Genomic DNA, 21,546 nt, shown 5'->3' on the forward strand with positions numbered 1-21,546 from the left:
TCTGGCAGGAGCTAGAGGTTCGTAAGGTTGAATTCTTTTCTCTCTTCTTTCCTTTTTTCTATCCCTTTTTTCTTTTTAACAGCTACTTCTTCAGTGGTAACTTTTAATTCATCCTCTTCTTCTTGTGCAAATGCATTATGAAATGAGAACAATACAAAAAAAATGATATAACAATATTTAATTTTCACTATTGATGAGTTTCTTTATTCGTTTAAAATCTTCTTGAGAAGAGAAGGGTATAATCAATTTACCACTTCCTTTACTGGAAACTTTTACATCAATTTTTGCGCCAAAATATTCAGAAAACTCTTTAACTCCTTTTGCAATATGCTTAGGTAGTTGCGAAGAAGTTGTATTGGATTCAGCAGTTGAATTTTCAGAAGGGTCTTTTAAGGATTTTACCAATTTTTCTGTTTCGCGAACCGAAAGCCCTTTTCCAATCACTTTCTCATAGATGTCCAACTGTTGCTGTTGATTCTCTAGGTTGATCAAAGCACGTCCATGCCCCATAGAGATAAAACCATCACGCATACCCGTTTGAACAATAGGATCCAGTTTTAGTAATCTCAAATAGTTGGCAATAGTCGATCTTTTTTTACCTACGCGATCACTTAACTGTTCTTGAGTTAAACTGATTTCATCAATCAAACGTTGGTAAGACAAAGCGATTTCGATAGGGTCAAGATCCTGTCTCTGAATATTTTCTACCAAAGCCATGGTCAAAGACTCATGATCGTTGGCAATTCGTATATACGCAGGAATTGTTTTTAAACCTGCCAATTTAGAAGCGCGGAAACGGCGTTCTCCACTAACCAGCTGATAGCTGTTAAAATCTAATTTTCTTACCGTAATAGGCTGGATTACCCCAACTTCTTTAATAGAAGTGGCTAACTCGCGTAATGTTTCATCATTAAAACTTGTTCGCGGCTGAAAAGGGTTTACATCAATACTTTCCAGATCAAGCTCTATGATATTTCCTACAACCTTATCTGCATTTTTATCATCGACGGATTTGATATCATTTTCTGGATCCTTTAAGAGTGCAGATAGCCCTCTTCCTAATGCCTGTTTTTTTGTTGCCTTCGCCATGTATCCTTAACTATTTTTCTTTATAATTTCGTGCGCCAAACTCAAATAATTACTTGCTCCTTTACTGGCCGCATCGTAATTAATAATACTCTCTCCATAACTTGGGGCTTCACTTAAACGAATATTTCGCTGAATGATTGTTTTAAACACCATTTCGTTAAAGTGCTTTTGCACTTCTTCAACCACTTGGTTAGACAATCGCAATCTAGAGTCATACATAGTTAATAGCAACCCTTCGATATCCAGATTGGTGTTGTGTACTTTTTGTACACTTTTTATGGTGTTCAACAATTTACCAAGTCCTTCTAGTGCAAAATATTCGCACTGGATAGGGATCATCACCGAATCTGCAGCAGTAAGTGCATTTAGTGTCAAAAGTCCTAACGATGGAGCACAATCAATTAGAATATAATCATATTCTGATCGTAACTCTTCGATAGCCTTTTTCATCATATACTCTCGGTCATCCTTATCTACCAGTTCGATCTCGATAGCAACCAGATCAATATGCGCAGGAATGATATGTACATTTGGAGAGGTAGTCTCCAAAATTGCTTCCTGAGGTTTTATGGTATGCTCAAGAATCTGATACGTTCCATTTTCGATACTTTCTACATCAAGACCTAGTCCTGAAGTAGCATTAGCCTGAGGATCCGCATCGATTAGTAACACTTTCTTCTCCAGAACACCTAGAGAAGCTGCTAAATTAACTGAGGTAGTAGTCTTTCCTACACCTCCTTTTTGATTGGCAATCGCTATTATTTTACCCATTTGGGGAGATTTGGTTTTTAAGCGATAAAAATACGATTTATTATATATTATAAAAATGAAAAATGTTAACAGTATGTACAAAAAAGGACCATTTGCCTTTGCAAATGGTCCTGAGTAATTTATGAATTGTTAATAACTACTTATTTCTTGTTTTTTGATCGGATAGAAGCTTCTAGCATATCCCACATCTGTTCGGGTACTAGCTCTAGCATGTTAAACTCTCCAGCTCCTTTAAGCCATTCTCCACCATCAATAGTCATTACCTCACCATTAACATAAGCAGAAAAGTCAGAAACTAAATATGCTGCAAGATTAGCTAATTCTTGATGATTACCCACTCTTCCTAAGGGCACTTGTTTGGTAATATCTAATTTTTCTTTAAGCTCATCCGGCATTAAACGATCCCAAGCTCCTTTGGTAGGGAATGGTCCCGGTGCGATGGCATTGAAACGCATACCATACTTTGCCCACTCAACCGCCAAAGATCTTGTCATGGCCAAAACACCAGCTTTTGCCGTAGCACTTGGTACTACATATGCAGATCCTGTCCAGGCGTAGGTAGTTACGATATTTAATACAACAGTATTTCTATATTTTGTATCGATCCAGTGTTTACCAAAAGCTAAAGTGCAGTTTTTGGTTCCTTTTAGTACAATATCAATAATGGTATCAAATGCATTTGCTGATAAACGCTCGGTAGGAGAAATGAAGTTTCCCGCAGCATTGTTCAATAATATATCTACAGAACCAAATTCTTTGATTACTGCATCTCTCATTGCTTCGACTTGATCAATGTGTCTCACATCACATTGAAGAGGAAGGCAAGTACCTCCAGTTTCGTCCTCAAGTTCTTTGGCAGTGGTCTGTAGTTTTTCAAGATTACGAGAAGTAATAGCCACCTTTGCACCAAGTTCTAAAAAGTACTTGGTCATAGATTTTCCTAGTCCGCTACCTCCACCAGTAACAACGATATTTTTTCCTTCTAAAGCTCCATCACGAAGCATTTTATCTGTATAACTCATTGGTATATGTAATTTCTATATTTTGGGGAAGTTACGATATTATTCCTGAAAAACTATGCGCGCATAGTATTTTTATGTCTATTCAAAAGTAGAAATTAGAATTTCTAAAATAGTGATCGCTGCGTTACTAATCTTTGTACCTGGGCCAAATACAGCTACCGCTCCCGCATCAAAAAGAAAGTCATAATCATCAGGAGGAATCACACCACCAACAATAATCATGATATCTTCTCTTCCATATTTTTTGAGTTCTTCTACAATTTGAGGTACTAGCGTTTTATGACCACCAGCCAACGAAGATACTCCGACGATGTGTACATCGTTTTCTACGGCTTGCTTTGCTGCTTCTTTTGGAGTTTGAAAAAGTGGGCCAATATCTACATCAAAGCCTACATCGGCATACCCGGTAGCGACTACCTTGGCACCTCGGTCATGACCATCCTGACCCATTTTGGCAATCATAATACGTGGTCTACGTCCTTCTAGCTCAGCAAATTTATTGGCTAAATTTCTCGCTTTGTCAAAAGACTCATCATTTTTTATTTCTTTGGCGTACACTCCTGTAAACGATTTTATTTCTGCTTTATGTCTGCCAAATTTTTTCTCCAAAGCATCACTGATTTCTCCTAGTGTAGCTCTCAGTCTGGCAGCTTCTACCGCTAAAGCTAATAAATTTTGAGTATCATTTGCAGCACCGGCAGTTAAATTCTCAAGTGCTTGCTGTACTTTTTCTTCATCCCTTGAGTCTTTTACTTTTTTAAGACTCTCTAACTGTTGATTTCGAACTGCTTGATTGTCTACTTTGAGGGTGCTAATTGCCTCTTCTTCCTCTAATCGGTATTTGTTGACACCGATAATCAAATCTTGTTCACTGTCAATACGCGCTTGCTTACGTGTAGCCGCTTCTTCGATTCTCATTTTTGGGATACCGGCCTCAATGGCTTTGGTCATCCCGCCAAGTTCTTCTACTTCTTCTATCAGTTTCCAGGCCTTTTCTGCAATATCATTGGTAAGTGACTCTACATAGTAACTTCCTGCCCATGGGTCAACAGTACGAGTAATCAGTGTTTCCTCTTGCAAAAAGATCTGCGTATTTCTTGCAATTCTTGCAGAGAAATCCGTTGGTAATGCAATTGCTTCATCCAAAGCGTTGGTATGCAAACTCTGTGTTCCTCCAAAAGCAGCAGCACTAGCTTCGATACAGGTTCTTGCTACATTATTAAAAGGATCTTGCGCAGTAAGACTCCAACCACTAGTTTGACAGTGGGTACGGAGCATCAAAGATTTTGGATTTTTAGGATTAAATTGCTGTATGAGTTTGGCCCATAGCATACGAGCGGCTCTCATTTTTGCAATTTCCATAAAATGATTCATACCTATAGCCCAAAAGAAAGACAGTCTTGGAGCAAAAGAATCTACGTCCAAACCTGCTTCAATACCTTTACGGATATATTCTAATCCATCTGCCAGTGTATATGCCAGTTCGATATCGCAAGTAGCACCTGCTTCTTGCATATGATATCCCGAAATACTAATCGGATTAAATTTTGGCATATTAGCAGAGCAATACTTAAAAATATCACTGATAATCCGCATCGAAGGAGTAGGAGGATAGATATATGTATTCCTCACCATAAACTCCTTAAGGATATCATTTTGAATCGTTCCTGAAAGCAGGTTTTTGTCCACTCCCTGTTCTTCTGCAGCAACAATATAAAAAGCCATGATGGGTAGTACAGCTCCATTCATGGTCATCGATACCGACATTTTATCCAGCGGAATCTGATCGAAGAGCACTTTCATGTCTTCTACCGTATCAATAGCTACCCCAGCCATACCTACATCACCTACTACACGTTCATGATCACTATCATAACCTCGGTGTGTAGCCAAATCAAACGCTACAGACAGCCCTTTTTGTCCTGCAGCAAGGTTTCTTCTGTAAAACGCATTACTTTCTTCAGCTGTCGAGAAACCCGCATATTGTCTTATTGTCCATGGACGTCGAACATACATGGTAGAATAAGGTCCTCTTAGATAAGGCGCTATACCTGCACTAAAATTGAGGTGTTCAAGGTTTTCGATATCACTATTGACGTATGAAGATTTAATTTCAATACCTTCAGACGTAGTAAAAGTGTTAACTGTTGGAGTATTGGTTGTTAATGTTTCTTTGGATAGTTGTATATGTTGTATGTCTTTTCTGCTCATTGCCAATTTAACCTGTTTGCCATAAAAAAATTAAACAGGCCATAAAATTAAGCTTTTAAAAGTGATTTTTATTCAAAAAAGGTGTCTGATTTACTTTCAGAATTGAAAATACCGAAAAATTAACCAAAAGCTTTTTCGATCACCATAAGAATAGAATAGTAAATATCAAAAGCAATGAAGTTCTTGATTTCTACTCCGCAAAATTCTTTATCCGGGATATAATAAATCTTTTGAGCGATCAAAGAAGTACTTACATTTCCATCCAGTTCTAATGCATTTACGATATCCTGAAAATCATCACTATCACTAGAATTTTTTAAACATTGTATAAAACCACCACGGTAGTTAAATATTAGAATTTCTTCTTCATTTTTTTTACTGGAACTGGTAGTGGGATATGATTTTCTATACGCCTCATGATTTTCGTATTCGCTTAGTTTGATCCAGATAGAATTTTTGTTGTTGGCTACTTTCTTGAATTGACGAGCTAACTGAATAGACTTTTCAGAAGGTAATTTTCTGAGGTCAATAGATAAACTGGCCACTTCTGCTAGAAATGTTCTATAGGTCTTGATAGAATCCGTGCCAAACTTGTAGTGAGTGAAAATATCCTTTTCAAAAGATTCGTATGCTCTTTTGATAATTCCAGAGTCATCTACATCATGACAATAATATCTTGATTGAGCAGACGAAATTTGGGCGGATACGATCAAGCAAATGACGAAGATCCTAGATCCAATCTTTAGGGGCATTGATTTAGATTTAGTAATGTTAGTGTATAGGCTAAAATTTATAATTATGTATGCAAGTTAACAATTTGTTAGCAAATATTAACGTTTTAATGCATATTTTTCTCCATAATCTCGCTTAATCGCCGTTTTATTACTGGTTCTAGAAGGGTTTTTCTTACATTTCTTTCTAAAAAGACTGATTTTTGAAATGTAGGTACTGTTTCTTCTTGATTTTTATATTTGTTAGTTCCGGTAAGAACAATTTTTTCTTGATCAAAAAGTTCCTGCTCTTTTTTTGCAGATTCTTTTATTTTTTTCTGAATAGTACCGGATTTAAGTTGATGCAAAAAACCACCGTTTTCTTCGATATCTTTAAATAAAGAAAGTGCTTTTTCCGCCAACTGATTGGTTAAGCTTTCAATATAATAAGACCCTGAAGCAGGGTTCTCAACAAGATCAAAATAACTTTCGTTCTTTAAAATTAATAATTGATTCAAAGAAATTCGGGTTCCAAAATCGTTATCCAGATTGTAAATGTCATCATAACGAAGGTTGTAAATGAAATCTGCTCCTCCCAAAATTCCGCTCATACATTCGGTGGTGGTACGTAACATGTTTACATTATAGTCTAATATAGTTTTGTTACGGTGAGAAGGATAAGCAATAATGGTACAATCTTTTATTGCCCCGTATGCTGGAGCCAGAGATTCCCAAAGCAATCGCAATGCACGTAGCTTAGCGATTTCAAAGAAGTAATTACCACCAATGGCTACTTTGAATACAACTTTGCACTGTTTGAATGGATTTTGCTCCTTGTTGTCAAAATGATTCAGGTACTCGTTGGCATGAGCCAGACCATAAGCGAGTTGTTGTATCATGGTCGCACCAGCATTCTGGTACAATCCGGTATTTATGCTAATACAACTTTTTAAAGTATCATTTTTTGCTATTTGTTCTAAGACTTCATGGTCCTGGTTAAGGTTATTAAACCAATTTCCAGTTTCTGCTAATCTATTGATGATATCCGTAAGGATATGAATATCTAGTTGCTGCTCTTTTGCGATGTTCTTGATGCTTTGTATATATGCTTCAGAAAGAAAGCGGGTTTGCACAAAAACAGGAGTTGCTTTGGTAATGTTTTGAAATAGGGTAGCCGGATCTACTTGTTCCTTGGTAATTACAAAAAAGATACTTTCTGCCCCTTTTTTCAAAGCATCCTTAACTTTTTGATTTCCAGTATTGGCATCTTCAACTTCTATCCGAATCGAATTTTTCCAGTGGGTAGGATGAGCAATTGTATGATCGATATCTGTGATATCCTCCTGATTGTAAAAAGGTTTGATGTCTATACTTTCTAAAGACTTATAAATTAAGGCTTCATTATAATCTGCACCTTTTAAATCAAACTGAATTTTTTGTTTCCATTGTTTTGCAGAAACTTCATCGAAACTTTCGAATAGAGATTTAGTCATCTTTTTTGTTTTTGGGTAAGCTGTCTTCATATTCGATGATATAGATTTCTTCATCGTCACGTTTCATAAAATACTCTTCTCGAGCAAATTTTTCTAGCTCACTGCTATCTTTAAGGGTTTTGATATCCTTTTGATCTTTTACGATTTCTTTGATATAATATTCTTTATTGTTCTCGAGTTCCTGGATTTCTTCATCCAGTTCGCGATGTATAAGCCAGGAGTTGGTATCCAGAAAAAGCATCCAGATCACAAAAAGCAATATGATTAGCACATATTTATTTAGAAATATGGCAAAAATCGGTATAAGTGCCGGTTTGTTTTTTAATTTCTGAAAATAACTTTTTAGCTTCAATCGGTGTAAGAATAATATTGGTGTAAAGGTACAAAAGTTAATTCAAGCGTTCTTTAATAATTGTACGAACAATATCAACAGCTACATTGTTGTAATGATTATTTGGGATGATCAAGTCAGCAAATTCTTTGGTAGGGTCAATAAATTGTTGATGCATGGGTTTGAGAGTGTTTTGGTATCTATCCAAAACTTCGTCCATATCCCGACCGCGTTCTGCAATATCTCTTTTTAATCGTCTTATCAATCTTTCATCACTATCGGTATGCACATAGATTTTTATATCGAACATGTTTCTGATTTCTGGATTGGTAAGAATCAGAATACCTTCTACGATGATCACTTTACTAGGTTTTGTAGAAATGGTTTCTCCGGTTCTGTTGTGTTCTACAAAAGAATACACCGGCTGTTCTATAGTTTCTCCTTTTCTTAGAGCCATCAAATGCTGCCCCAATAACTCAAAATCAATAGATTGAGGATGGTCAAAATTAATCTGAACTCGTTCTTCATAAGAAAGATGACTGGTGTCTTTATAATAGGAATCTTGCGAAATGACGCATACTTCATTTTCTGGAAGTTCATTCACGATTTGATTCACAACCGTAGTCTTTCCGCAGCCAGTTCCTCCGGCAATACCAATAATTAACATTGTACTTTGTTTTTCGGCAAATTTAAAGAATGCGATTTAATCTTCGTCATAAAATTTTCATGCTGGATTGTAAATAACCCCGGAAGAGGAATCCCGAGTAGCTCCGGTCACTGATTTTAGGCAGTTTACTTCGTTACGATCTTTTAAAACCCCCAAAAATCCAAAAATCATGGCCTCTTTAAAATCTATGATTACAGCAGGGGGAATGTCAATACTAACAATACCCTCTAACTTTTGGCTAAGTACTTTAATCAGATACTCATTTTTGGTGCCACCACCAGTGATTAGCATTTTTGGATTAGTTTTTTTACCTTTTTAATCTCGTTGGCAATTTGAAACGCAATATGATGAACCGCGGTATGCAAAAGGTTGGTAGTCGTATCTTTGGTGTTGTTGATGATAGGAATCACTTGTTCTTCAAACCACTCATAACCCAAAGATTTAGGAAAAGGTTGTTTGTAATAGTCCAATACATTTAGGTTCTCAAAAAACTCAGCGTTTACAATACCTGTAGCCGCTATTTTCCCTCCTTTATCATATTCCAGATCGATGGATTTACAAATGTGGTTGAGTAGCATGTTGGCCGGAGAGATGTCGTAAGCGATTCTTTTGTTTTGATGCTGAAACGAAACATTGCTAATTCCGCCTAGATTTAGACAGAAATCATAATTGCTAAACAATAATTGATCCCCGATGGGAACCAAGGGAGCTCCTTGTCCGCCATGAATCACATCGTTGGTCCTGAAATCACAAATAACTTTTTGTCCTGAAGCATTTGCCAAATGCTGACCAGATCCAATTTGATAGGTTAAGCCGATATCGGGTTGGTGAAAAACGGTGTGCCCATGGCTACATATAAAATCTATATCAAGACGATGTTGGGTAATAAATGCCTTGCACTGATTTCCTAACCAGCTTCCATATTCGTTGTGAAGTGCCAACAGTTGTACCGCACTTAAATGGATTGCATTTTTTAGCTTTTGTTTTAAGGTTTGCGAATAAGCGATATCACTGGTTTTTTCGATAGAAAACGTCCAGCGATGATTATCCTTAGTAAAATGGCAATACGCAATATCTAATCCGTCTAGAGAAGTTCCAGACATTAATCCTAATACTTTGTATGTGCGAGGGGAGTTATCCATACGTACAAACTAACAAAATAATTTTAAGGATTTGATCTTCTTTGCCTGCTATATTTTGGTAATGTATTGCAGATCGAAGGATTCCGGATTGATCTCGGGCAATGATTTTTTGTAATAAAAATCAATAATTTGATTTTCGAGATAAGGTTTTATGGCTGCTATGTTGTTGTCGTTGTATAGTCTATAGACATGAACAGCTGCGGATTTTTTGAACGCCCCCATAAGTTCGTCAGGGTGTTTTACAATTTCGATGGTATCATAATTCTCGAACTTTCCTTTCATCCATCGATGGCTGGCTAATTTGGTTTGGCTATCGATCAATTCTTTTTTGAGCTGGTCAAACCTTTCAATATCAGAATAATCTTCTTTCATATAACGATCCAAAGTTACTTTGGCCTTGGTGAATTGTCTTTCAAACTTAAAATCCACCACATACATATCTTTTTTTACCTTTCTTACTACCTGATACAATGCGTTTTCATAGATATTGGCAAAATCTTCATAAGCATACAACGCATCCAAAAAGATATAAGCACGTTTTTTATAATATTTGGGGATTGGTTGTTTTTTGGTGGCTATAAAAAGAGAATGAAGTTCCTGCTCAATTTCTTCGGGAATATTGGTGAATTTTGAATCATTTTTCAGCTTACGCAATTGAGAGGTAATCTGTAGTCTGGTTCCTTTATACAGTTCAGATTTATATTTGAATCGATATCGATTGGGAGATTCGTCATAAGAACTTTGAGCGCTTACGGACAAGGTGATTAAAAAAGTAATAAGAAGTGTCGAGAACCTCATAATAGTAAAATTGGTGGTACTAGTTGTTAGGTCAAGTTCTCTATTGCACGATGGGGATTATGCAATACACTAATTATAACGTAAGATACGCCATATTTGTTATATTATGAAATCTAAAAAAGAAATTTGCTATTGTTTGATCTCGGTTACTTCTTCTAGAGTCACCATTTTCTTTTGTGTATTCCCCCAACTGTTCATGATGTAATTCATCACGTCTACGATTTCTTCATCTTCTAATCCCAGGGATGTCATTGCGCTGTTGTAAGGCTTTCCGTTTACTTTGATAGGACCATTAAGGCCATATTTCACAGAGTGGATACTTTCTTCGCGTTTATCTACCAACCAATCCGAACCGGCAAGAGGAGGGAATACATTGGGAGTCCCTTTTCCATCTGGCAGGTGACATTGCATGCAAAAATCAGCATAGATCTCTTTCCCTTGCGCAATACTCTTGGCCAACTCCTGATCCTGATCCAAAACAGTTACAGGAATTTGTGTGTAATCTTCATCATTTTTGCTTTGCTGTGCAACAATAGAGATACTAAGGATAAAAACTGCGATTTCTAAAATAAAAAGACGCTTGGTATGTTTTTTCATTTTCCGATTTTTACTGAGATAAAAAATGAGTGTTTTATGGTATGATTTTTACAATGCCCTGATTTTCGATAGCAGCATATAGAAACCCGTCAGGTCCTTGGCGTACATTTCGTACACGTCCCATACCATCTAATAATTTTTGTCGTTTGGTAACCTGGTATCCATCCAATTGCAATAGTTCTAAATATTGAAATTTCAAAGAACCTACTAACACGGTATTTTTCCAATTTGGATACTTATCACTGGTCACAAAGTCCATTCCACTCGGTGCAATAGAAGGTACCCAATAGTATAAGGGTTGTTCCATTCCTTTTTTGGTAGTGATGTCAGTAATCGTTGTACCGCTATAATTAATACCGTAAGTAATTACCGGCCAACCATAATTGACTCCTTTTTTGATCGGGTTAATCTCATCACCACCTCTTGGTCCATGCTCATGAACCCATATAGTACCATCAGGATGTAATGCCATACCTTGTGGATTACGATGCCCGTAGGAGTAAATCGCGGTTTTGGCTCCCGCTTGGTCTACAAAAGGATTGTCTTTGGGGATGCTACCGTCATCATTAAGGCGATAGATCTTACCACCATCTTTGGTAATATCTTGAGGGTTTACATCTCGATTTCCACGATCTCCAATACAGAAATACAAATATCCATCATTGTCAAACTCTATACGAGATCCAAAATGATGGCCCCTAGTGGTATTTGGTGTCGCTTTGTATAAAGTTTCAATATTAGTGAGTTGATTATCTTTTAATTTTGCTCGTATTAAGGCTGTATTTCCACCTTTTTCTGTTCCTTCTTTAGAAGAATAGGTGATATAAATCCAACCATTTTCCTCGTATTTTGGATGCAGCTCGATGTCCAGTAAACCTCCCTGGTTTCTATTATAAACTTCAGGAACATTAGCGATGTTTACCTTTTTACCGTCCTTAAAATGAATCAGCGTACCGCTTTTTTCAGTGATTAGCATGCTGCCATCGGGTAACCAGGCCATTCCCCAAGGGATTTGAAGACCAGGAACAATGATTTCTGTTGTATAATTTTTGGGATCCTCTTCGAGAACGATATCATTTTCTTTAGTTTCTTGCGCACATGCCGAAAATATAAAGAGTAATACGATGAGAAAAGAGAGTGATTTCATGTGTGATAGTTTATACAGCACGAAAATTACGATAAAATATGATTTATAATCTATAATTTATGTTAATCCCTCCAAAGACATTAATCGGTAATCCAGGGTAAAAGAATCTGGGTTGATTTCCTCCAAATCCACGAGCATTGATCTGTAATTGCGAGGCGTATTTGGTATCCAAAATGTTATTCACGCCAAAAGAAAGGTTATAGGATAGGCGATTACCTAGATTGTTTTTATATCCAATTTTACCATGTAACAGGTCATATCGTTCTCCATACACAGTATTGGCATCATTGGCAGGAATCTCTCCCACAATTTGATAGGAAATATTTCCGTAGAATCCTTTTGGAGAAGTAAGGTCAAGACCTGCATTGATCACTTCAGAAGGGATACCGGTCACATCGTTTTCAGAAAAATCATTGTCCAAATCCACAAAATCATCAAAGGTATGATCATAGATAGAAACATTGGCAAAGAAATGTAGCTGATGGCTTTGTTTTTGTAAGAGTTGATACCTAAGTTCGGCATCAATACCGTTGTGTGTTGTTTTTCCTGCATTGATGGCAAAAAAGTTGTCCTCTACAGTTCTTCGAGAGACTAATAAATCTTGTACTCTCAAGGTATAGAAAGAAACAGAACCTTGCAATCTATTCAGTAGTTTGTAACGCATTCCTACTTCGTAGTTCCAGCCAATTTCGGGTTTGATATCGGGATTGAAAATACCATCCGGTAATAAGGTTTCGGCAGTGGTAGGAGTAGAGAACCCATGTGCGATATTGCCAAAAAGGATAAGTTCTGGTTGGATCTCATAATTGACCCCCAATTTTGGAGAAAAAATAGGATCAAAATCAAAATCTCCCGAATTATCCTCACCATCTTGTAGAAATTTATCATCAATATCAAAAAAGGTTTGATTAAGATGCGCCCCCACATTAATTCTTAATTTTTCTATTGGTTGATAATTGAGTTCGGCAAAAAGATTGTAGTAATATCGTTTTTCATCCAGATCAGAAAGTAGATCTCCCTGTACACTGCCCGTACCTACTGGAAAGTCCTCAAATAGGTTTTGAAACGTCTTACCATTATAAGTATCATAAAAAAGCTCGGCTCCTGCAGTCCAAGATATGGTATTCTTTCCTGAAGGATCTGCACCCAAAACTCGTGTACGTATTCCAACAGTTGTGGATTGTTCTTCCAAAATATTAAAAGGACGAGGTTCGTAGTTATCCCTAAAAGAAGTAAATACACTAGTGTTATGAGATAAACTAGGAGTGTAGTCGTGTTTCCAGGTAACTCCCAAAATGCCATAGTTCACATCTTCAAACGCTTGGGATCGCCCCCAGGTAAAAGCAGCTTGCCTTGGATTGTTGTCAAAATCTTCCTGATCCAAAGAACTGGGGATTCCTGCTTCGAGATCTATATAACTCCCTAGTATCGAAAGCTGGTCTTTATCTCCAAGGTCAATTTGAGAGGTAACGGTTAGCGTATTTCGGTTGTATTCATTGTTATCCCGGTATCCATCACTATGATTGTTGCTGAACAGTACATTTAGATTCGCAGTATTGGTATTTACAGATGTTTTGGCCACGATACGTCTCAATCCAAAACTTCCGGTAGTAAATTCGATTTGACCTTCAGGCGTATCAGTAGTGCTGTATTGGGGGTGCAACAGAATCACTCCACCCAGACCCACACCATAACTACTGGCAGAGGGGCCTTTGTGAATTTCGATACCTGATAATGCGCCAAGTTCCAGGTCTTCTATAGAAGATTCTCCATTCCCATCGGTAAGAGGGATGTCTCCAAAATAGGCTCTAATGTTTGCCGTTCCAAATAGGTTTCGTGCTCCAATCCCGCGTATAGCAATTCTATTGGTATTGAGTGTTGCACTTTGCATAAACACCCCAGGAACTCTATTCAAAATGGGATGCAATTCTAGGGTATTACCTCGGTTGATGTCTGAATTGGTGACTAGAGAAACAGCATCCGTAGCTTCCTTGTAGGGAATAGGGATGGAAGGAGCATTAATAAGCACTTCATCCAGTGCCAAAGCAGTGTCTGGGATTAAGTAAGCTGTAAGCTGTTGATCTTTTGTAACTGATAGGAATAGGGTTTGATATCCTTTTTTACTGAATTTTAAAATTCCGCTGGTTTCAATACGAAATGTTCCATCCATACGAGTGACAACTTCTTGTTTGGAAATCGTATCCATAACAGTGACATTATCGAGCGGTTGGTTTAGAGATTTGTCGATAACGATACCTGTCGCAGTAAATTGAGCAGATATAGAAATGGAAGAAAGTAAAGCGAAAAGGAATAGTATTTTTTTCAAGTCTTAGTTTTTGCCAAATATCGTAAACCGCATATAAACGGGTTTAAAAAACATGATTCTGTTAACGTTTTTTGTGAAAATCTTAGGTTTTGCCAACACCAATTATTTTTAGTGACATTTTTTTGGGAGAATACAAATAGTATTATGTATATTTGCGCCCGCTAAAGGGATAATCCTTTTATCGGGGTGTAGCGTAGCCCGGTTATCGCGCCTGCTTTGGGAGCAGGAGGTCGCAGGTTCGAATCCTGCCACCCCGACCAACAAAATCCAATCACGAAAGTGGTTGGATTTTTTATTTGATGAAACTTCAAAACAAAGTTTTTATAATCTTAAGTCGATACGAGACTAAGCTACTTTGCAGTGACAATTGTGGTAAGGGCAACATTGGTGCCCTTACCAATAAAGTGTTTTAGTTTGGGGTTGCATACCATTTGTTGATGGGCCAATCCCCATGAATATGGTGACTTACATTTCCTGACAAGTTAATGCTCCATACGCCCATCTGACTGAAATGGGCTATATTAATTTGTGCAACTAACTTTTTGTAGATATTGGTTCTAACACAATCACTGCTCGTATTCATATTGATGTTCCGATACTCATACTTATTGGAATCTCCTCGGATAGAAACTGTTCCTGATAAACTATAATCGTAGTTTCTATACTCCATTGAAGTGTAACGAAGCTGATTGCTACTGTTTCTCCAATACAATTTGGTCTCCACGTACAAGTAAACAGTCCCGCCAAACTTCACAGAGGTAAATTTCTGGACATATCGCAATTTCCTTGCCGATCTATTGGTGTTCAATCCTCCGGATTGACATCCTACTCGCATGGATTCCCTGTAAAAATCATGGTCTGAACCTGGAGAATTTCCATTTTCATTTAGGTAAATGGTTCCCCCAGCTGCCTTTAAATTATGTTCATCCACGGACCCCACTGGTTGGTGACTTTCCTGCCCCAGAGAAATATTGTCCAGTGCCAACAATTCCGGACTGTCTTTTGAGGATTCATAGAACATATTGTCCGAAAAACTGATCAATTTATCCCCTACCATAAAATGGTAATCCTTGTTCATAAAGGTCATCAATTCTGGGGTCAAAGCAGCCGATTTTTCGATTTCGTTATGGTCCGTGCTGGTAATGATATGAGTCAACAAAGAGATATGACCTTTGTCCATCGCCCAACTCAATAGTTCGTCCTCGGTTTCCAAGGTGCTTAAGAATTCATAGGTTTCATAAACTTCTTGCCAATCCAAAAAAGTAATCCCTTTGAACTGAGCTTCATCCAGTGATACATTTTCAATGGTATTCTCTGGGTTTCCGATTGCTGATTCGGATTCACAAGAAATGATAAATAATGAAATAGCGAAAAAGCTTAAAAGCCATAAATAATTTCTTTTCATGTTTTTAGATTTTAAAATGATTAAGATTTCTATATGCTACGAGGCTACCCATTTTTTTAGATTCGTCCCCTGTTGGTAAAATGACACTATTTCATAGGCATATGATTTTAGTTGGTCTTTGTTTTTTTATGCAGGTATCCCTGTTTTACCTCTCCGATAAGAGGAAAGTTTACTAGCAGTAAAGACTTTTATTGATTTAAGGATTAAATAAAAGAACAGTTAAAAGAGAAAAAGAAAAAAGTGACGTGACCGACTAAAAAAGTGACGAGAAAAGGGATTGTTGGGATATTGAGAACTGGAAATGAAAAACTTCTAATAGAAGTTCCAACAAAAATATTTAGGGCACAATATATACTACAGTGGTCGATGACAAAATAAGCAAGGATATAAAAATTTTTGTTCCTAAGTTCAATAAAAAGAGAGAGATTTATCTAATCTAATAGATTAATAGATATTCTTTTTGTCCCATAATCTCCTGTCTTCATCCGTCTTTACGTATCATTTGTCCCTTTTAATTTCTTTTTACAGTAATACTTTTTCCTTTAGTGAATTGTAAGTCATAAACGGTATGCTATTAATAATCAGTAAATCCATACGAAATGAAACAAAACTCATGTTGAAAGTAATATATAAGGTGGATCTTATCAGAACTTCATTGAAGACTAAGAAAATAGTACTGCTGAGCTTCTTTATAGGCCAGTTTTTGCATGCTCAATTTAATGCCAACGCTCCTTGGATGAAAACCCTAGAGAAATCCAAAAATACTATCACCAAAGGGCAACAGCAAAGTTATACTCTGGATGAAATCTCAACTGCTTTCCATGAATATTGGAAGGATAAGAATCCTAACGAAAAAGGTAGTGGTTACAAACCTTATATGCGTTGGGAAAATTATTGGAAGAACTTTGTAGATGAAAACGGATACATCCCAACTTCTAAAGAATTATGGGATGCCTGGATCAAGGCCAGAAGTGCTGTATCCAAGACTAATCCAACGAGTAACTGGACCTCTTTAGGTCCCTTTTCTACGGGAACCCTATCTATAGGACAACCTGGAAACGGACGCATCAATGCTATAGCCGTGGACCCAAACAATGCCAATATCTGGTATGCAGGTGCTCCATCCGGAGGAATATGGAAATCTATAAATTCTGGCGGCAGCTGGACTGCTCTTTTTGATGATTTTCCTCAAATTGGAGTTTCTGGAATCGCAATAGATCCCAATAATTCGGATGTCATCTATATTACCACCGGAGATGATGATGCGGGAGACTCCTATAGCATTGGAGTATTTAAATCTACTAACGGAGGTAATACCTGGAATGCTACAAGCCTCAATGCTAATATCAGCGACTTTAGCTGGAGCATGAATGAGATTTTTATCGATCCAACCAATTCCAATATTGTCTGGGTAACTACCAATAGAGGTCTCTATAAGTCCACAGATGCAGGAGACACCTGGAATCTTACTTTTAACGGTCTGATTGGCGATCTCAGATTAAAACCTGGAGATCCAAACACCATTTACGTGGTTACCGAAAGTGCTTTCTATTGGAGTACCAATGGAGGAGGCTCTTTTAAAAGGGTAAGAGAACCTTTTCCCGATAACGCAGGAAGAATGGTAATAGGGGTGACTGAAGCCAACCCCAATGTCGTATATGTTTTGGTCGCAGATACCACAGCTAACGATTCTGTTTTTCTAGGATTGTTCAGATCTGACGATAGCGGGCAGTCCTTTACCCGGACCCAGAATACCACAGATATTTTTGAGAGAAATCAAGCCTGGTATAACCTGGCGATAGCAATTTCGCCCACAGATGCGGATGAAGTTTATACCGGAGCAATCAACATCTGGAAAAGCACAAATGGTGGTGACTCCTTTGTTCGCCTTAACGATAATGATAATGATGTAGGTCCGGCATATACCCATGTGGATATTCACACTCTTAAATTTTTCAACAATCAACTTTTTGTGGGGAGTGATGGAGGTGTTTATGTATCAGCAGATGGAGGGACTACTTTTACAGATTATACGGACGGACTGGCCGTAGCCCAGTTCTACAGGATATCCATAGCAAAAAATGATGCTAGTAAGATCAGCGGGGGGACTCAGGATAATTCTGGTTTTATTTACAACGATCAGCAATGGAATATTTATACTGGTGCAGACGGAATGGACTACGAAATTGACCCTTCCAATGCCAATGTGGTCTACGGCTTCATTCAGTTTGGCGGAGCTCTTTTTATCACCAATAATTTTGGTCAAAATATAGGCGCGATAGGCGCTCCGAGAGATGACAACGGAAATGCTATTTCTGGGGAATGGATCACCCCGCTTGCTATAAGTGGCGATGGTGAAGTTTACGCAGGTTTTGACAAGGTGTATCGATTAGCTGGAAATGCCTGGGAAGAAGTATCCCCGGTATTGAGTATAAACGATCCTATTGACGATCTGGAAGTCGATCCAAACGATCCTTTATCCATTTATGCTGCAGTTGGAAACAACCTATATCGTAGTCAGAATGGGGGAATTACCTTTCTCTTTTTAACCTCCTTTGCTGCAGATATATCGGACATTGCCATAAACACTACTGTGGATAACACGGTATATGTGACCACTTCACGAAGGGTTGGGATCTCTCAAAACTTCCAATTCCCTGACCGTGGAGTTTTTAAAGTGACCATAAATGGCAATACGGCAACTCAGGAAAATATCACCTTAAATCTTCCCACAGAACTAGGCTATTTCTCCATTGCCCATCAGGGAAGGGATGGTAATAACCCTATTTATGTGGGTACCAGCGTAGGAGTCTATCGTCTGGATGATACCCTTACAGCATGGGAAGAATACTTTACAAATATGCCAGGTACGGCAGTAAGTGATCTTGAAATAAGCCTGGACGACGAACTCATTGTTGCCAGCACCTACGGTAGAGGAGTTTGGCAATCACCAATCCCAATTCAGCAGCCTGACAACGACGTGCGTATGGTCTCCTTAACTCCTACATCCGGAACCGTACTTTGCGGAGAGGTTTCCCCAGAACTAGTTGTGGAAAACCAGGGGTTAAATCCTATAACAAAGGTTTCTGTCACTTATACGATCAATGGGGGGACACCACAGAATTTTGACTGGAGCGATTCCATCCTGAACACAGATGATCAGGCTACCATTACATTGCCCTCTCAGAACTTTGACCCACTCAGCACGGTTGAACTTGAGGTAAGCGTTACCATAACCAATGACGCCTTCGATGATAATAATAGTGTTACCAGTACATTCTTTACCAGTGACTTTGGAGTAGGGGACGCAGTGAACACCTTTGAAACTGTTGGCGAATCCTTGCTGACTTACAATGAAGGAGGAGGAACGAGTGTTTGGGAAAAAGGAGTTCCCATAGGCACATTGCTGAATCAGGCGGGGTCAGGATCCCAGGTATATGGAACCAATTTGGACGGGGACTATCCGGATCAGACAAAATCTTATTTGATAAGTAATTGTTATGAACTGTCGTCGATTTTGGTACCTGTTTTGCGTTTTAATATGGCCTACGACCTCGAAGAAAATTGGGATGTGGTCTATGTAGAATATTCTATTGATGAAGGAGCCTCATGGAACGTGCTGGGCAGTGTAAACAGCCAGCCGAACTGGTATACTAGCGACAGGACAAATACTACTTCAGGATCCGCAAACGATTGTCAGAACTGTCCCGGAGCGCAATGGACAGGCACCAATACAACGGTAACCGAATACGCTTACAACTTTGTAAGTAATGCAGTCAATGGAGAAACGGATCTTACCGGCGAATCCAATGTACTTTTCAGAATTGTTTTCCATTCGGATGAATTTGAAAACAGGGAAGGGATCGTCATAGACGACCTTGTGGTTGAAGGATTTCGAGATGATGACGATGACGATAATGACGGTATCCCGGATAATGAAGATAACTGCCCGCTACTCGCTAACGTAGATCAGTCAGACGCAGATATGGATGGCATAGGTGATGTTTGTGATAATGATGTAGACAATGATGGAGTACTTAACAATATAGATCAATGTTCGGATACTCCTGTAGGTGCTGTTGTGGACATTGATGGATGCCCAGTATTTTCATTACCGAATACAAATTTTAGGGTATTGAGTACTTCAGCGAGCTGTATTTCTAGCCATGACGGTAGTATTTCGATAGAAACAGAGGAGTCTTTGAACTATATCGCCACCCTAAGCGGAAATGGCTTAAACCAAAATGAGAATTTTACAGATACTGCAGAGTTGAGTGGTTTGGCTGCTGGAGATTACATCCTCTGTATTACGGTTGAAGGGCAGAGTGGTTACAAAATTTGTTTTGATGTCAATATTTCGGAACCTGAGTTACTTTCGGTAAGCTCAAAAGTGAGTAGAGCCAAGCACGAGATATCCCTGGAGCTCCATGGTGGAAAAATGTATATCGTTCAACTCAATGGGCAGCAGTATCGCACCTCGGAAGAGCATATTATCCTTCCTTTAGCCAAAGCCAGTAACAAACTTATTGTACGTACAGATAAAGATTGTCAGGGGACTTATGAGGAGACGATCATCCTGAGTTCAGAATTGTTTGTCTATCCAAATCCGGTTACTGAAGGAATAGTTTCAGTCTTCCTTGGGGACATAGGGCTGGAAACAGTAGATGTTGCCTTATACAATATGAATGGGCAGCAGGTTTTTGACAGGCCTTATGAAACAAAAGCTGGAGAATTAATGTTAAATGTAGATGATTTACCAGCTGGGATCTACCTACTGAAAGTCAGAACAAAAACTTCCATGTTCAATTTTAAAATTGCTAAACAATGAAAATTTTATTAAGAATATTAATTCCATTTGTTATGGTTTCCTGCGGAAGGGAGGATTCAGACGAAGATGATAACCCTAATCCGGAACCGGTGCCCATTCCTCAGGCGGCTACCCTGATCTTCCCTGATAATAATGAAGAATGCAATGAAGGAGAGAATCTAAGCGATGAAGAAAGCAAAGTGACCTTCCGCTGGAGCACTTCACAACATACTGATAGTTATACTGTAAACCTGATGAACCTGAATACTAATACCATGTTTCAGGTCTCTGCCACAACCAATGAGGTGGACATTATCATACAGCGAGGCACTCCATATGAGTGGTTTGTGATATCTCGAGCTAATGGTACCGGTGAGACAGCCACAAGTGCAAGCTGGAGGTTTTACAACCAGGGCACAGGTATTGAGAATTATGCACCATTCCCGGCCGTGGCGGTCAATCCTCCAAGATGGGCTACCATAAATGTAAGTGGAATACTTATATTGGAATGGAAAGGCAATGATGTGGATAATGATATTGTAGAATACGAGATTTTTTTCGGCATCGACAGAAATCCCCAAATCCAGATCGCTTCCACTTCCGAAACAATTAAGGAGATAACAGTGAGTTCCAATCAGGTATATTATTGGAGAGTGTTGACCAGGGACGCAAAGGGAAATACATCCCAGTCTGAAATCTTCGAATTCAAAACATAGTTTTGGAAAGTAAAATCAAATAAAAAACAAAGAGGCAATTAAAAGCGCAAAGGGCATGAAAAAATATTTTTTCATGCCCTTTGTTTATCCTTGTTTGGAGATAAATGGTTCTTCTTTTCCTTGTATATAGTATTCTATACATCTTTTGCATTGTCCCTGAATTCTGTACTTACATCCCGTTTTTATAGAGGTTTAGCACTAGTTTTTGGATGTTTTCCTTGTATAGTCATTCTTTGCTTTGAAATAATATTCAAAAAGTCAAAAAACCATTCAAAATGAAAAAGCAAATACAATTTAAAACCCGGTTAAAATGG

18 protein-coding genes and 1 tRNA gene are annotated in these 21,546 nt (G+C 38.2%); 3 read left to right on the top strand and 16 right to left on the bottom strand.

The genetic code is table 11. The features are described 5' to 3' along the window. Positions 1 to 11: 11 nt before the first annotated feature. The 15 genes from AC0L3Q_RS07540 to AC0L3Q_RS07610 form a co-directional block, all read right to left on the bottom strand. Positions 12 to 188 carry a hypothetical protein gene (locus tag AC0L3Q_RS07540; protein WP_473286004.1) on the bottom strand — a complete coding sequence of 59 codons (177 nt, stop codon included), beginning with the start codon at positions 186 to 188 and terminating at the stop codon, positions 12 to 14. Beyond that, on the bottom strand, positions 178 to 1,089 hold the full coding sequence (locus AC0L3Q_RS07545; protein ID WP_473286005.1) for a ParB/RepB/Spo0J family partition protein: 912 nt from the start codon (positions 1,087 to 1,089) through the stop codon (positions 178 to 180). The genes AC0L3Q_RS07540 and AC0L3Q_RS07545 overlap by 11 nt, the downstream gene beginning before the upstream one ends. 6 nt (positions 1,090 to 1,095) lie before the next feature. Further along, on the bottom strand, positions 1,096 to 1,860 hold the full coding sequence (locus tag AC0L3Q_RS07550; RefSeq protein ID WP_473286006.1) for a ParA family protein: 765 nt from the start codon (positions 1,858 to 1,860) through the stop codon (positions 1,096 to 1,098). 140 nt (positions 1,861 to 2,000) lie between these two features. Further along, a complete protein-coding gene (locus AC0L3Q_RS07555) occupies positions 2,001 to 2,882 on the bottom strand; it encodes an SDR family oxidoreductase (RefSeq protein WP_073315062.1) in 882 nt (293 codons plus the stop codon). Positions 2,883 to 2,960: 78 nt separating this feature from the next. After that, entirely contained in the window at positions 2,961 to 5,093 is a 2,133-nt protein-coding gene (gene scpA / locus AC0L3Q_RS07560; protein ID WP_473286007.1) for a methylmalonyl-CoA mutase, read from the bottom strand. A 119-nt stretch (positions 5,094 to 5,212) separates the two neighbouring features. Then, on the bottom strand, positions 5,213 to 5,845 hold the full coding sequence (locus tag AC0L3Q_RS07565; protein ID WP_473286008.1) for a hypothetical protein: 633 nt from the start codon (positions 5,843 to 5,845) through the stop codon (positions 5,213 to 5,215). An 86-nt stretch (positions 5,846 to 5,931) separates the two neighbouring features. Continuing rightward, entirely contained in the window at positions 5,932 to 7,296 is a 1,365-nt protein-coding gene (locus tag AC0L3Q_RS07570; protein WP_473286009.1) for a methylmalonyl-CoA mutase subunit beta, read from the bottom strand. Then, positions 7,289 to 7,648, bottom strand: a complete 360-nt coding sequence (locus AC0L3Q_RS07575) for an FtsB family cell division protein (RefSeq protein WP_425290157.1) — start codon at positions 7,646 to 7,648, stop codon at positions 7,289 to 7,291. The genes AC0L3Q_RS07570 and AC0L3Q_RS07575 overlap by 8 nt, the downstream gene beginning before the upstream one ends. A 37-nt stretch (positions 7,649 to 7,685) precedes the next feature. Further along, positions 7,686 to 8,294 (bottom strand): uridine kinase, encoded by a 609-nt coding sequence (udk, locus tag AC0L3Q_RS07580; protein WP_473286010.1) that lies wholly within the window; start codon positions 8,292 to 8,294, stop codon positions 7,686 to 7,688. Positions 8,295 to 8,351: 57 nt separating this feature from the next. After that, complete coding sequence (locus AC0L3Q_RS07585; RefSeq protein ID WP_473286011.1) at positions 8,352 to 8,585, bottom strand: anhydro-N-acetylmuramic acid kinase; 234 nt, start codon at positions 8,583 to 8,585, stop codon at positions 8,352 to 8,354. Next, the gene (locus AC0L3Q_RS07590) at positions 8,579 to 9,436 is read right to left on the bottom strand and encodes an anhydro-N-acetylmuramic acid kinase (protein ID WP_473286012.1); all 858 of its coding nucleotides are present in this window, start codon (positions 9,434 to 9,436) and stop codon (positions 8,579 to 8,581) included. The genes AC0L3Q_RS07585 and AC0L3Q_RS07590 overlap by 7 nt, the downstream gene beginning before the upstream one ends. 48 nt (positions 9,437 to 9,484) lie before the next feature. Further along, a complete protein-coding gene (locus AC0L3Q_RS07595; protein WP_473286013.1) occupies positions 9,485 to 10,234 on the bottom strand; it encodes a hypothetical protein in 750 nt (249 codons plus the stop codon). Between the two features lie 129 nt (positions 10,235 to 10,363). Continuing rightward, complete coding sequence (locus AC0L3Q_RS07600) at positions 10,364 to 10,831, bottom strand: c-type cytochrome (protein ID WP_473286014.1); 468 nt, start codon at positions 10,829 to 10,831, stop codon at positions 10,364 to 10,366. Between the two features lie 34 nt (positions 10,832 to 10,865). Next, positions 10,866 to 11,978, bottom strand: coding sequence for a PQQ-dependent sugar dehydrogenase (locus tag AC0L3Q_RS07605; protein ID WP_473286015.1), 1,113 nt, complete (start codon positions 11,976 to 11,978; stop codon positions 10,866 to 10,868). A gap of 43 nt (positions 11,979 to 12,021) precedes the next feature. Continuing rightward, positions 12,022 to 14,304, bottom strand: a complete 2,283-nt coding sequence (locus AC0L3Q_RS07610) for a TonB-dependent receptor domain-containing protein (protein WP_473286016.1) — start codon at positions 14,302 to 14,304, stop codon at positions 12,022 to 12,024. A 182-nt stretch (positions 14,305 to 14,486) separates the two neighbouring features. Here AC0L3Q_RS07610 and AC0L3Q_RS07615 point away from each other — a divergent pair. Next, positions 14,487 to 14,564 (top strand) — tRNA-Pro (locus AC0L3Q_RS07615). A 149-nt stretch (positions 14,565 to 14,713) separates the two neighbouring features. On the opposite strand, the gene AC0L3Q_RS07620 is transcribed toward AC0L3Q_RS07615, so the two are convergent. Next, a complete protein-coding gene (locus AC0L3Q_RS07620) occupies positions 14,714 to 15,709 on the bottom strand; it encodes a hypothetical protein (RefSeq protein WP_473286017.1) in 996 nt (331 codons plus the stop codon). A gap of 613 nt (positions 15,710 to 16,322) precedes the next feature. Between AC0L3Q_RS07620 and AC0L3Q_RS07625 the strand changes: the two genes are divergently transcribed. Then, positions 16,323 to 20,537 carry a T9SS type A sorting domain-containing protein gene (locus AC0L3Q_RS07625; RefSeq protein WP_473286018.1) on the top strand — a complete coding sequence of 1,405 codons (4,215 nt, stop codon included), beginning with the start codon at positions 16,323 to 16,325 and terminating at the stop codon, positions 20,535 to 20,537. Then, positions 20,534 to 21,232, top strand: a complete 699-nt coding sequence (locus tag AC0L3Q_RS07630) for a hypothetical protein (protein ID WP_473286019.1) — start codon at positions 20,534 to 20,536, stop codon at positions 21,230 to 21,232. The genes AC0L3Q_RS07625 and AC0L3Q_RS07630 overlap by 4 nt, the downstream gene beginning before the upstream one ends. The last annotated feature ends 314 nt before the right edge of the window (positions 21,233 to 21,546 follow it).

The organism is Aquimarina sp. KJ22-3, from assembly GCF_055808215.1.